The following is a 12,771-nucleotide window of genomic DNA, read 5'->3' on the forward strand; positions in this document are numbered from 1 at the left end:
AGCCCGCTTGACGCAGATCAAAGTCGGGCCAATCCCGCGGGCGTAACCCGCTTTCCATGACGGCCCCGCGCCGTCATGGAAAAGCGAGGACCCAATGTCGATTCGATACGGTGCACTGGCCACGGCCTTCCTGGCCTGCACCGCGCTGGCGCCCCTCTCGGCGCCCGCCCATGCCCAGGATCCCTTCGGCCAGGCCGTGCGCGGCAAGCAGGCCGGCGATGTCGTGCTCGGCGCCGGCCTCATCGGCGTGATGCCGCGGAGCGGCGGCCGCGTCAGCGCCATCGGCGGCAGGCCGGAAGCGAGCGACACCGTCACGGGGCAGCTCGACCTCACCTATTTCGTCCTGCCGCAGGTGTCGCTGAACCTCATCGCGGCCACCACGCGCCATGACGTGCAGGTGCGCGGCTCCGCAATCGGCGATGTGGATCTCGGCCGCGTCTGGGCGCTGCCTCCCACCCTCACCGCGCAGTTCCATCCCTTCCCCGCCGCGCGCATCAGCCCCTATATCGGCGCCGGGCTGAACTACACCTTCTTCTATGGCGAGGGCGGCGGCCGCACCGCGCCGGTGACGAAGGTCGATGTGAAGAACGACTTCGGCTACGCCGTGAACCTCGGCGTGGATGTGGAGCTCGCGCCGCGCTGGCTGCTGAATGTCGATGCGAAGAAGCTCTGGCTGAACCCGGGCGTCGCGGTGAACAGCGGCGCGATCCATGCGCGCGCGGATCTCGATCCCTGGATCCTCGGCGCGAGCATCCGCTACCGCTTCTGACCGGCAGGGCCGATGGGCGCGGCGCCGCGAGGCGCCCGCCCACCCGTCACGCCGCGCGGCGGTTGACGCCCAGTTCCTGCAGCGCCGCTTCCATGGCGGTGAGGGCGAAGCGCATGTCATCCGGCGTCACCGCGCCGATGCAGCCGATCCGGATGCTCGGCGTCGGCGTCGTGTAGAAGTTGCTGATCAGCACGCCGCGCCGCTTCAGCGCCTCCACGAAGCCGGGCAGGGTAAAGCCGGGCGCGTCGGGCTGGTGCAGGGTCAGGATGATGGGTCCCTGGTGCGCGGCGTCGAGATAGGGCCGCAGCCCCAGCCGCTCCGCCCCGGCGCGCAGCACGCGCATGTTCTCGGCGTAGCGCGCCAGCCGCGCGGCCTGCCCGCCCTCCGCATCATACAGGTCCAGCGCCACGCGGAAGGCATGCAGCGCCTGCACCGGCGGCGTGAAGCGGAAGGAGCCCCAGCCGGAACGCTCGGCATGGCGCAGCACATCCCCCAGGTCGAAGCACCAGGATCCCGCCATGCCCGCACGCTCCCGCGCGCGATCCATGGGGCAAACGGCGAATCCGATGCCCGGCAGCCCTTCGAGGCACTTGTTGGAGGTGAAGAGCACCACGTCGCATTCGGGCTGCGACTTCAGGTCGAAAGGCAGCGCGCCGAAGGCGGAAACCGCATCCACGATCAGCCGCTTCCCAGCCGCCCGCACCGCGGCGCCCACGGCGGCGGGGTCGTTGATGATGCCGCTGCCCGTCTCGGAATAGACCATGCCGACATGGGAGATGCTGGGATCGGCGGCCAGCGCGGCCGCGATCTCCTCCGCCGTCACGCCGCGCGTATCGGGCAGCGGCAGCGGCACGGGGTCGCGCCCGGCTTCCTGCGCCAGCCGGATCATGCGGTCGGCATAGGCGCCGTTGCGCGGGACCAGGATTCGCCCGCCCGGCGGCAGGAAGCTGCGGATGGCGGCCTCCACCATGAAATGGCCGGCGCCCTGCAGCGGCAGGGTGGCATGCACCCCGGCCACGCCGCCTGCCAGGTCCCGCACCCGCTCGCGCACCGCGACGTATTCGGGCCCGAAATCCGGGTCCCAGGGGGCGATGTCCACGGCCATGGCCGCCCGCGTCTCGGGGCGGGTCTGAACGGGACCGGGGGTAAGCAGCAGCATTGTTGGACCTTGCGGGCGTGACCAGGCGCCACGCCAAACTGCACCTCGCGCCGCAGCCGGACAAGCCACCGCGGGGAGGATCCGCTCCCCGGAAGCAACAACCGTAGGTCTCCGCCGAACGGCGCCTCTCGCGGCAAGCTTGCGCCCGCCCAGCCGGGCCACTACACGATTTCGAGACGCGAGGTGAACGCCTCCGTGCTTGCGCATCCCGCCGCAAAGCCTCCGGGAGATTCGTCAACGGGATGCCGCAAACGGCTGCACTGGAGAAGATGGGCGCCGCGCGCCCGGAAGCGCCGGGGCTGCGCGGCCTCCGCTCCCATCTCCTCGCCCTGGTCCTCGCCGTCCTGGCCCCTGCCCTCCTCATCAGCGGCGGCGCGGCCTGGCATCTTGCCGGCAGCTACCGGCATGCCTTCGAAACCCGGCTGCAGGACACCACGCGCGCCCTCGCCCTGTTCGTGGACAGCGAGATCGACACGCAGCTCACCACGGTGACGGCTCTCGCCTCCTCGCCCCTGCTGCAGCGGGGAGAGCTGGAGGTGTTCCGGGAGTGGGCGCGCGGAATCGCGGAAGGCTCGGAAGGGTGGGTCGTGGTCAATGATGCCGCGCCGGGCCACCAGCAGCTGCTGAACACCGCCCTGCCGGCGGACGCGCCGCTTCCGCCGCCCTCCGCCCCTGGGCAGGGCGCCTGGGACATCGTCCGCGAGGTGGTGGAGACGCGCCGGCCCGCCATGTCGAATCTTTTCACCGGGCAGGCCACCGGCCGCCATGTGGTGGTCGCGGCCGCACCGGTCATGCGGGATGGGCAGGTCACGCAGGTCGTTGTCCTCGTGATGGACCCGGCCGTGCTCTCCCGGCGGCTGCGGCAGAGGCGCCCCTCCAGCGATGCCTTCGTCTCTGTCGCCGATGGAAATGGCCGCATCGTCGCCCGGTCCCAGGACCATGACCGCTTCGTCGGCATGATACCCCCGAGCCGGATGGTGGACCCGGCCGAGCGCTCCAAGCGCCTGTTCCGCGCCATGACCGTCTATGGAGAACCCGGGCTTTTCTCGGCCCAGGACCTCCAGATGGGGCCCGGCTGGAGCGTGGTCGTGTCCGTGCCCTATGCCCAGTACAGGCTCAGCTGGCTCGCCCCCCTCGGCGCGCTGCTGGTCGGCTCCGCCGTGGCGCTCGGGATCGGGCTCGGTGTGGCGGCCTGGCTCGCCCGCCGGATGCTGCACCCGGTCGAAGCACTGGTCCGGCGGGCGGACGCCGTGGTCGCGGGCAGCTCCGCCCCCTTGCCGCCGGTCCCGCCGGCCGGCGTCGCGGAGTTCGAGGCCCTGCGCCGGTCGAGCGAAAGGGCCGAGGCAACCCTGGCCGCGCGCGAGGCCGAGTTCCGCGCGATCTTCGAGACGGCCGCCGCCGGCGTGGCGGAGACGGAAGCGGCCACCGGTCGCTATCTCCGCGTCAATGACACCTTCTGCGCCATCACGGGCCGCCCGGCCGCGGAGCTGGTGGGCCGCCTCGGCCCGCGGGATCTCCTCCACCCCGCGGACCGCGCCCTTTCAGCCCCCTCCGCCGGGCAGCTTGGCGGGATGGATACCGAAAGCCGGCTCCTGCGGCCGGATGGCGAGGTGGTCTGGGTGCAGTCCAGCACCGCCGTCTCCATGCGGGGCGCCGCGGGCCAGCCGCTTCGGATGGTGACCGTGGCGCAGGACATCACCGCCCGGAAGCGGGCGGAGGAGGCCCGCAGGCTTCTCTCCCTCGAAGTGGACCATCGCGCCAAGAACGTGCTGGCCGTGGTCCAGGCCGTGCTGCGGCTGACGCCGCGGGACGATCCGGCCACCTATGCGAGCGCGGTCGAGGCCCGGATCGCAGCCCTCGCCCGCGCCCATACGCTGCTGGCCCAGGCGAGCTGGCGCGGCGCCGAGCTGCGCGCCCTGGCGGAAGCCGAACTGGGCGCCTTCCAGGCCGGCGGCTCCTCTGCCTCGGACGGGGCGCCGCGCGCCCGGCTCTCGGGCCCGCATGTCATGCTCACCCCGGGCGCCGCCCAGGCCCTTTCCATGGTGCTGCACGAGCTTGCCACCAACGCGGTGAAATACGGCGCACTCTCCGCCCCCGGCGGGCTGGTCGATCTCTCCTGGTCTACGGATCACGCGGCCGGGCTGCTACGGCTGTGCTGGGCCGAAAGCGGCGGCCCGCCTGTTTCTGGCCCGCCCTCTCGCCAGGGCTTCGGAAGCCGCGTGATAAAGGCCAGCCTGCGCGACCAGCTCGGGGGCCAGGCCAGGCCGGTCTGGCATCCGACGGGACTGGTCTGCGAGATCGAGGCCCCGATCGATCGCGCCCTGCTGCCCGGCGGCCCGGGGATGGCAGGCTGATCCAGTCCACTCAGGCCGTCAGCGCCCCCCGGATCTCCCGCAGCAGCTTGCGCCGGATCGCCTCGGCGAAATCCGTGTAGTCCCGGCATTCCATGACGAAGGCGCCGGGCCCGCCGATCACCTCGGCCGCGTAATGCGCGGTCAGGTCCGGCTCCTCGTTCACCACGGCCAGGGCGTTGATCACCACCCCCGCCGCCACCGCCGCGTCGCGCACCGGCGCGGAGGCAACGCCGGCATTGCCCGCCCCATCGCCCGAGAGATCGACCACCTCCCGCGCCGCATCGGCCGGGAATCCGGCCAGCAGCTTCAGCGCCGCCGCCAGCCCCTCGCCCAATGCCGTCGCGCCCGCGGGAACCAGGCGCGGGGCGCTGTCCACGGCCTCCGCCAGGGCCACGGCCCCTTCAGCATCGGCGAGCAGGGTCCAGGGCACCACGACCTCCTGGGCACCGGGGCCGGACCAGAGCAGCACCGCCACCGCCGCCGCCCCGCGCGGCCCGGCCATGGCCGCCTCGGTCACCGCCGGATGGCGGAACGCCTCCGCCAGCCCGCCCATCATCAGCCCGAACTCGTCATGATCGACGGAGGACGAGGCATCCACCGCCAGGCACAGGGCTATGTCCACGTCCCGCATGCCGCAGTCTTGGCCCTGCCCGGGGCCGGGGGGAAGCCTGGCCCTGGGCCGCGCAGCTCCGGGCCGCAGGGATGCTGTCGGCGATTTCAACGCCGGCCGCCGGTTCGGGGCTTGGGCCCGGGCGCCGGGCGCACTAGATCGTGAGCTTCCGACAGCCAGGGGCCACGCAGGGCCCCTCCGGGCCATCCCGGCCCTGGGAGCGAACCGCCACCGATGGACGGCACGATCAATCTGGCCCCGCCCACCGGCGAGGACATGGGGCATGAGGGCGCTCCCATTTCCCGAATCGTCGCGGAGGTCGCGGCGACCTTCCCCGGAGAACGCATCACGCTCGGCGAGATGTCCGAGGCCTTCGGGGACCGTGCCTTCGGGCTTCTGATCCTTCTCCTGCTGCTTCCCTCGCTCCTGCCCGGCATGGCGACGGTCTTTGGCCTGCCCATGCTGCTGCTGGGCGTGCAGATGGGCATGGGGCGGCGTGTGCCGAGGCTGCCGGCCTTCATGGCCCGCCAGTCCATCAAGCGGACAGACCTGCTGCGCCTCGCCGGGGCCTCCTCCAAATGGCTGCGGCGGATCGAGTGCTATGTCCGGCCGCGCTCGGGGCCCTTCACCTCCCCTTTCGGGGACCGGCTCTTCGGCTGGCTCACCGTCTATGTCGCGATCATGCTCATCCTCCCCGGCCCGGGCACGAATGGTCCGCCCGCCTTCGGCAACATCGTCATGGCGCTGGGATTGGTGGAGCATGATAGCAAGACGATGGGCTGGGGCATCGTCCTGACCCTGCTGGGCTGCCTCTTCGCCACCGCCGTCCTGGCCGTGCTCTGCTGGCTGGGCATCGAGGCGCTCGGCTTCGTGTTCTAGGAAGCACAGCGGGCAGAAGAGCAACACCTGCCTGCCCGCACCCCCTCCCGGCGCGCCCCGTGCCGCGATACACGCCCGCCCCATGCGCCGGTGGCCCGCAAGGGCTGAAACGGGAATGCGCGACGTGCCCCGGCTCCCCTGGAGCGGGGGCGCCCATCCGCAGCTGCCCTCGCAACTGTAGGCGGCCGATGCGGCCCCCAAGGCCATTGCCACCCTCCGGGCTGGTGAGAAGGCGGGGGCCGATCCCTCGTGAGAGGAGGCCGCGAGCCAGGAGACCGGCCGGCGCAGAGCTGTCTCGCGCGTGCCGGGCGAGGTGCACCGGCGCAACGGACCTTTGGACAGGGGGCACAACCGCCCCTTCCGCTGGCGAGAACCGCGTCCACCGCCGCGTGCCCTCCTCCTGGGGGGCGCGCGGCTGATCGTGACCGCTCGGCTGGGGATAACCCGATGCGACGCCTTCTTCTGCTCTCCTTCACCGCCCTTTCCTTCCCCGCCCTGGCGCAGGGGACGAATCCGGGGACCAATCCGGGCACGCCGCCCGTCACCCAGCCCAGCGCTGCCGTGGCCGAGACGGTGGTAACCGCCACCCGCGTGCCGACGCCCATCGAGCGCGTGCCCGGCGCCGTGACCGTGATCGACCGCCAGACCATCGAGGAACGCGGCTACCAGACCCTTTCCGAGGCCCTGGCCACCGTGCCGGGCCTGGCGCTGATCCAGTCCGGCGGGCTGGGCCAGCCGGCCAGCGCCTTCATCCGCGGCACCGCCTCCCGCCACGCCCTGGTGCTGCTGGACGGCGTGCCGGTAAACGATGTCTCCGAGCCGAATGGCGCCTTCAACTTCGGCAACGACCTGCTGGGGATGGAGGTGGAGCGCATCGAGGTGCTGCGCGGCCCCGCCTCATCTCTTTATGGATCAGGCGCGATCGGCGGGGTGGTGAACATCGTCACCCGCCGTGCCCCGCGTGGCCAGGTGGCGGCGCCCTTCGGTGAGCTGGCGGGCGGCAGCAACCGTACCCTGCGCGCCCAGGCCGGCGTCACCGGCACGGCAGGCGCGTTCGACTATCTCCTCGCCCTGCGCAGCCTCTCCACCCGCGGCACGGATGCCACCCCTTCCCGCATCGAGGGCAACACGGGCGAGCGCGACGGCTTCCGCAGCGCCGGCGCCACGGTGCGCCTGGGCTGGACGCCGAGCGAGCGCTTCCGCCTGGAAGGCCTTGCCAGCTGGCGGGAGAACCATGGCGGGCTGGACAATGTGCCCTTCGACGACCCGAACTACTCCTTCGAGGATCGCCGCTACACGGGCCAGCTCCGCGCCGAGGGCAAGCCTTTCGATGTCTGGACCACCGGCTTCCGAATCGCCCGCACCGTGGACCGCCGCCGCTACTCCAACCTGGCTGACAGCTTCGACCTCTCCACCACCGACGACCTGTATCGCGGCGAGCGCACGGTCTTTGACTGGGGCAACCAGATCCGCCTGCCCGATGCCGGGTTCATCGACCAGAGCCAGATCGCCTTCGGCCTGACGCATGAGCGGGAGGAGGTGCGCCAGGCTTCCGGCAGCGCCTTCTTCCGCACCACCACCAACGCCGATGCGGACCTCACCGCCGGGCATGTGGGGTACCAGCTGCGCCTGTTCCGGCGCCTCGACCTGACCGCGGGCATCCGCAATGACAGCGCGGAGGATTACGGCACCCACACCACCTACCGGCTCGGCGCCGTGCTGGCCGTGCCGGAGATTTCCGCCCGCATCCGCACCGCCTATGGCACGGCCTTCAAGGCGCCCTCGCTCTACCAGCGCTATGGCCGGATCTCCGGCTTCTTCCAGGGCAATCCGGAGCTGCGCCCCGAGACATCCCAGGGCTGGGAAGCGGGCATCGAGTTCGACCTGCCGCTGGGTGCGCAGCGCGACTTCGCGACGCTCGGCGCCACCTATTTCGACAACCGCATCCGCGACCTGATCAACTTCGATCCCTTCTTCACCTCGCTGGAGAATGTGGACCGCGCGCGGATCAAGGGCGCGGAGTTCACCGCCACGCTGCGCCCGGCCCGGTGGCTGACGGCATCCGCCGCCTACACCATCACCGATGCCCGCGACGCCCGCACCGGCGAGCGCCTGGCACGCCGGCCGGAGCAGCAGCTGGCCCTGAACGCCAGCATCCGCCCGGTGGCGAACGTGACCATCGCGCCGGAGCTGATCGTCTATGGCCGCTCGCGCGAGGGCGCCTTCGCCTCCTACCGCAACGATGGCAGCGCCTACACCGTGCCGCGGGACAACAAGGCCGGCACCATCTTCAACCTGACCGCGACCTGGCAGGTGACCGAGCCGGTGGCGCTGTTCGTGGAGGGCCGCAACCTGACCGACAGCGACTTCGAGCCGGCGAACGGCTTCGTCATCCCGGGCCGCACCGTTCTGGCGGGAACGCGCTTCCGGTTCTGACAGGGCCGCGTGGTTCCGCGGGCCGCCGCGGGACCACGGCGCCGCGAGCGTTCGCGGCAACCCGGTGCCGCGAGCTGTCGCGGCACCCGGGGGCGTGGGCTACCGCGCCACCCCTGGAGGCAGCCGCGCCCCGGGCATGGCCGGCTCCGCCAGCGCGGCCGCCACGCTCTCCCGCGGGGCGCCGAGGAAACGGCCCTGCGCGAAGTCGGCGCCGAGCTTCCCCAGCATCCTCCACTCCGCCTCATTCTCCACGCCCTCCACCACCGTGGCCGCGCCGAAGGCACGGGCGATGTCGAGCAGCGCGCAGAGGACGGGCTCCCGCTGCGGTGCCCCGATCCGCAGGACCGAGCCGTCCACCTTCACCATGTCGAACCGGAAGTCGTGCAGCGAGGCCAGCTTCGAATAGCCCGTGCCGAAATCATCCAGCGCGAGCAGCACGCCCATGGCGCGAAGGCTCCGAAGCTTCTCCCGCACGCTTCCAGGGCGCGCGGTGAGCGTGCGCTCCGTCAGCTCGAGCACCAGCCGGGATGGCTGCAGCCCGGTGCGATGCAGGATTGCCCCGATCCCGGAGATCAGCCCGGGCTGGCTGAACTGCACGGGCGAGAGATTCACCGCGATGCGCCAGCTTCCGCCCACCGCCGCCTCGCAGGCCTTCTCGATCGCCCAGAGGCCGATCGGCACGATCAGCCCGGTTTCCTCGGCCACGGGGACGAACACCTCCGGCGACACCGGCCCGAGTTCCGCGCTGCGCCAGCGTAGCAGCGCCTCCAGCCCCTCCACCCGCCCATCCGCCACGCGGCGCATGGGCTGGAAATCCAGGGACAGCTCCTCCCGCTCAAGCGCGAGCTGGAGGGCGGCCGGCACTGTCGCGGCGGAGCGGAGCTGGCGCATCGCCGCCCCCTCAGGCCACGCCCGGTCGCGGCGCTCCGTCTGCACGGGCGCCTCCTGCCCGTGCAGGCGCACGCTGTTCCCGCCGCGACGCTTCGCCTCGTACAGGCTCTGGTCGGCCAGGCGGAGCAGCGTGTCCGCATCCCCCTCCCCGGTCAGGCATCCACCCACGCTCACGCCGACACGCAGCTCCGTGCCGCAGGGCAGGACATAGGGTTCGGAAAGCTGGCCGACGATGCGCTGCCCGATTTCCAGAACCCTGGCGGCATCCACATCCCGCAGCAGCACGGCGAATTCATCTCCGCCCAGGCGCCCGGCGACATCATCCGGGCGAACGGCGCCGCGCAGCCGCTCCGCCACCAGGCGGAGCAGCGCATCCCCGGCGGCGTGGCCATGGATATCATTCACGGTCTTGAAGCCGTCCAGGTCGAGAAGGAGCACTGCGGCCGGCTGGTTCCCCGCCTCCGTGATCTCCTCCAGTTCCCGCGCGATGCTGCGGCGGTTCGGCAGGCCGGTCAGCGTGTCATGCATGGCCTGGTGGGCCAGCTCGTGCAGCACCTCTACCTCCCGCGTGCGGTCGCGCGTCGTGCCGCGAAAGCCGATCAGCACCCCGGCTTCCGAGCGGACCGGCACGCCGTTGGACTGGAAATGGCGAATGGAGCCATCGGACTGGCGCAGGCTGAACTGGAAGTCGCGGAAAGGCTCCCCGGCGGCCTGTCCCGCCAGACGGCGAGCCCAGATCTCGGGCGGGGTGATGGGATCGCGCGCCGGATAATCGGCGATCATGCCCCCGATGCGGGCGCATTCATCGCCCCGATGAATCCCGTTGTGGTCGGAGATGAAGGTGAAGCGCCCCTCCAGATCCGTCTCCCAGACCATGTCGGAACAGCATTCCGCCAGATCCCGCGCCCGCCGAAGCGCGAGGAGAAGCTCGACATTCAGCGCCTTCAGGCGCGCGACCTGTTCCCGCCTGTGACCGACCAGCCGCCGGATCAGCAGGAAGAGCAGGAGCCCATGGGCCAGGATGAGGCCCGTATCCCAGGAGGCCGTCAGGACAAGGAAGTGGCCCTGCCTCTCGGGCAGGGTGGCGATCAGCCCGGCGGTCAGCAGGCCGAATTGCAGCGAGATGAGGAGCGAAACAGGCGGATGGCGAAAAACCACGCTGTCACTCCCCGGAATGGACAACCATGAAGGGTGAAGCCCCTGTTCGCGACCGCATGCCGCGATCAGGCTTCGATCAACTCTCGTTATGATTGCAAGTTTCGCCTGCGAGAACCCTCCACGGCTTCACGAGTTCTCATGAGGTCGGCCCGAAAGGCCGGCCAATGGGCCTGCAGAAGGGGGAAGCGCCCGCCGGGGCGCCCCCGCCCCGACCGTCAAAGCGTCTCCAGCAGCCCCAGGATCACCTGCCCCCGTGGCGCCAGGTCGCGCCACAGGATGTGCTCGTTCGGCGCATGGGCGCCGGCGCCGGTGCAGCCCAGCCCGTCCAGGGTGGGAACCCCCATGGCAGCGGTGAAGTTGCCGTCGGAGCCGCCGCCCCGGTGCTGCTTGGGCAGTTCGTAGCCGGCCTCGCGCGCCAGGGTCCGGGCGCGCTCATACAGCTTCAGGATATCCGCGTTCTCGGCGAAGGAGGGGCGGTTCATCCCACCCTCGATGGTGATGGTGATGCCATCCTCCGTCCCGGCCAGGGCGAGGATCTCTTTCTCCATCCGCTCGCCATCGGCCAGTGTGGCCACGCGCAGGTCGATCTCGCAGCCGGCCTCGGGCGGGATCACGTTGGGGCGGGTGCCGCCCCAGACCGGCGCGACATTGGTCGTGGTGCCGCCCGCCAGGTCCACCATGGCATGCACCTTCCCGATCAGCGCGGCCAGTGCCACCACGGCGCTGCGCCCCTCGGTCCAGTTGCCGCCGGCATGGGCGGAGACACCCTCGATCCTCACCACGAAGCGGCCCACGCCCTTGCGCGCCGTGACGCAGGCGCCGCCGGGATTGCCGGCCGGCTCGGGGATCAGCACGGCGGTCGCACCCCGCGCCTCGCGCTCGATGATCTCGCGGGAGGTCGGGCTGCCCACTTCCTCATCGGGCGTGAGCAGCAGGGTGACCGGGCTGCGGGTCTGCACCCCCTGGCGCAGGATCTCGCGCAGCGCGTTGAAGGCCAGGAACGAACCCGCCTTCATGTCATAGATGCCGGGGCCGAAGGCCTTCTCGCCCTCCACCCTCCAGGGCATCGACTTCTCCAGCGTGCCGTGGTCCCAGACCGTGTCCAGGTGCCCGGCGATCACCACGGGCGGGCGGTTGCCCGTGGCCGGGCTGGACCGGGTGCGGGCGATCAGCGTGTCGCCATAGCCATCCCGGCCCGGGATGCGCTCCAGCTCGGCGCCGGCCTCGCGCAGCTCCGCCTCGATCCGGTCGATCAGCCCGTTCACGGCCTTCGGGTCGGTGGTCGGCGTCTCATGCAGCACCCAGCCGCGCAGCTCCTCCAGCAGGGCCTCGCTGGTGCCGATCCGGGTCTGGGGCATGCTGCATTGTCCTCTCTCTTGGGTGGGGGGTTCTCGCGCCGGGGTCCGGTCTTGTCCATGCTCGCCGGACGGGAATCCGGGGGATCGGGCATGGACGGAATGCGCTTCGAGGATCTGTCGCTGGGCCAGTCCGCCCGCTTCGCGAAGACGATCACGGAGGCGGATATCCTCCTCTTTTCCGCCATTTCGGGGGACAACAACCCCGTCCACCTGGATGCCGAGGCCGCCGCCACCTCCTTCTTCGGCGAAAGGGTGGCGCATGGGATGCTCACGGCCTCGCTCATCTCCGGGCTGCTGGGGACGCGGCTGCCCGGGCCCGGCGCCGTCTATGTCTCCCAGAGCCTGAAGTTCCGGGCTCCGGTCCGGATCGGCCAGACCGTGGTGGCCGAGGCCGAGGTGGTGGCGCTGGACCCCGCGCGCCGCCGCGCGACGCTGCGCACCACCTGCTCCGCCGCGGGGGTGCTGGTGGTGGAGGGTGAAGCCGTGGTCATGATCCCGCCCAGAGAGGCTGCCCCCGCTGGATAGTGGCCTGCCGCGATGCCACATTCCCCCCATGAGCATTGAGATGAAAAAGGTTTGCGTCTTCTGCGGCGCGAATCCCGGCACTGATCCCGCCTTCGCCGAAGCCGCCCGCGCCCTGGGCCATGCGATCGCGGAACGCGGCCTTGGCCTGGTCTATGGCGGCGGCAAGGTGGGGCTGATGGGCGTGGTGGCCGATGCCGCGCTGGAGGCGGGCGCCGAGGTGGACGGCGTGATCCCCGAGCACCTGATGCAGCGCGAGCTGGGCCATGGCTCCGTCACGCGCCTGCATGTCGTCTCCTCCATGCATGAGCGGAAGGCCATGATGGCGAAGCTGTCGGACGGCTTCGTGGTGCTGCCGGGCGGCTTCGGCACGCTGGAGGAGGCCTTTGAGGTTCTCACCTGGTCCCAGCTGGGCCTGCACCGGAAGGGCACGGTCTTCCTGGACGTGAAGGGCTACTGGTCCACGCTGAGCGCCATGATGGACGGGATGGTGACGGCCGGCTTCGTCCGCCCGGAGCATCGCAGCCTTTCCCTCACGGCCGGGAGCCCGGCGCAGGCGCTGGACATGCTGGCCGCCTATCGCCCGCCCGAGCTGACGCGCTGGATCGAGCGCGTGGCGCAGGCCTGATCCGGCC

The 12,771-nt window shown here is 71.2% G+C and carries 10 protein-coding genes and 1 riboswitch; of the genes, 6 read left to right on the forward strand and 4 right to left on the reverse strand.

Annotated features, from left to right (window positions below):
• Nucleotides 1-94: 94 nt before the first annotated feature.
• Nucleotides 95-769, forward strand: a complete 675-nt coding sequence (locus J8J14_RS05730) for an OmpW/AlkL family protein (RefSeq protein WP_209378500.1) — start codon at nucleotides 95-97, stop codon at nucleotides 767-769.
• A gap of 46 nt (nucleotides 770-815) precedes the next feature.
• Here J8J14_RS05730 and J8J14_RS05735 read toward each other — a convergent pair whose 3' ends face one another.
• Nucleotides 816-1,928: a 2-aminoethylphosphonate--pyruvate transaminase gene (locus J8J14_RS05735; RefSeq protein WP_209378501.1), complete on the reverse strand. Its 1,113-nt coding sequence runs from the start codon at nucleotides 1,926-1,928 to the stop codon at nucleotides 816-818.
• Nucleotides 1,929-2,170: 242 nt separating this feature from the next.
• On the opposite strand from J8J14_RS05735, the gene J8J14_RS05740 reads away from it, so the two are divergent.
• On the forward strand, nucleotides 2,171-4,282 hold the full coding sequence (locus J8J14_RS05740) for an HWE histidine kinase domain-containing protein (protein WP_209378502.1): 2,112 nt from the start codon (nucleotides 2,171-2,173) through the stop codon (nucleotides 4,280-4,282).
• A gap of 10 nt (nucleotides 4,283-4,292) precedes the next feature.
• On the opposite strand, the gene J8J14_RS05745 is transcribed toward J8J14_RS05740, so the two are convergent.
• A complete protein-coding gene (locus J8J14_RS05745) occupies nucleotides 4,293-4,913 on the reverse strand; it encodes a DUF1194 domain-containing protein (RefSeq protein ID WP_209378503.1) in 621 nt (206 codons plus the stop codon).
• 213 nt (nucleotides 4,914-5,126) lie between these two features.
• Here J8J14_RS05745 and J8J14_RS05750 point away from each other — a divergent pair, with 213 nt between their 5' ends.
• Both J8J14_RS05750 and J8J14_RS25375 read left to right on the forward strand, forming a co-directional pair.
• The gene (locus J8J14_RS05750; protein WP_209378504.1) at nucleotides 5,127-5,771 is read left to right on the forward strand and encodes an exopolysaccharide biosynthesis protein; all 645 of its coding nucleotides are present in this window, start codon (nucleotides 5,127-5,129) and stop codon (nucleotides 5,769-5,771) included.
• Nucleotides 5,772-5,842: 71 nt separating this feature from the next.
• Nucleotides 5,843-6,069, forward strand: a riboswitch (cobalamin riboswitch).
• Between the two features lie 149 nt (nucleotides 6,070-6,218).
• Nucleotides 6,219-8,207 (forward strand): TonB-dependent receptor plug domain-containing protein, encoded by a 1,989-nt coding sequence (locus J8J14_RS25375; protein WP_209378505.1) that lies wholly within the window; start codon nucleotides 6,219-6,221, stop codon nucleotides 8,205-8,207.
• A gap of 99 nt (nucleotides 8,208-8,306) precedes the next feature.
• Here J8J14_RS25375 and J8J14_RS05760 read toward each other — a convergent pair whose 3' ends face one another.
• A complete protein-coding gene (locus J8J14_RS05760) occupies nucleotides 8,307-10,256 on the reverse strand; it encodes a putative bifunctional diguanylate cyclase/phosphodiesterase (RefSeq protein ID WP_209378506.1) in 1,950 nt (649 codons plus the stop codon).
• A 215-nt stretch (nucleotides 10,257-10,471) separates the two neighbouring features.
• Nucleotides 10,472-11,614 (reverse strand): M20 family metallopeptidase, encoded by a 1,143-nt coding sequence (locus tag J8J14_RS05765; RefSeq protein ID WP_209378507.1) that lies wholly within the window; start codon nucleotides 11,612-11,614, stop codon nucleotides 10,472-10,474.
• Between the two features lie 90 nt (nucleotides 11,615-11,704).
• Here J8J14_RS05765 and J8J14_RS05770 point away from each other — a divergent pair, with 90 nt between their 5' ends.
• Both J8J14_RS05770 and J8J14_RS05775 read left to right on the forward strand, forming a co-directional pair.
• A complete protein-coding gene (locus tag J8J14_RS05770) occupies nucleotides 11,705-12,139 on the forward strand; it encodes a MaoC family dehydratase (RefSeq protein WP_209378508.1) in 435 nt (144 codons plus the stop codon).
• Between the two features lie 28 nt (nucleotides 12,140-12,167).
• Nucleotides 12,168-12,764 carry an LOG family protein gene (locus J8J14_RS05775; RefSeq protein ID WP_245215440.1) on the forward strand — a complete coding sequence of 199 codons (597 nt, stop codon included), beginning with the start codon at nucleotides 12,168-12,170 and terminating at the stop codon, nucleotides 12,762-12,764.
• The last annotated feature ends 7 nt before the right edge of the window (nucleotides 12,765-12,771 follow it).

Origin of the sequence: Pararoseomonas baculiformis (assembly GCF_017813395.1) — a bacterium.
Taxonomy (GTDB): domain Bacteria; phylum Pseudomonadota; class Alphaproteobacteria; order Acetobacterales; family Acetobacteraceae; genus Roseomonas; species Roseomonas baculiformis.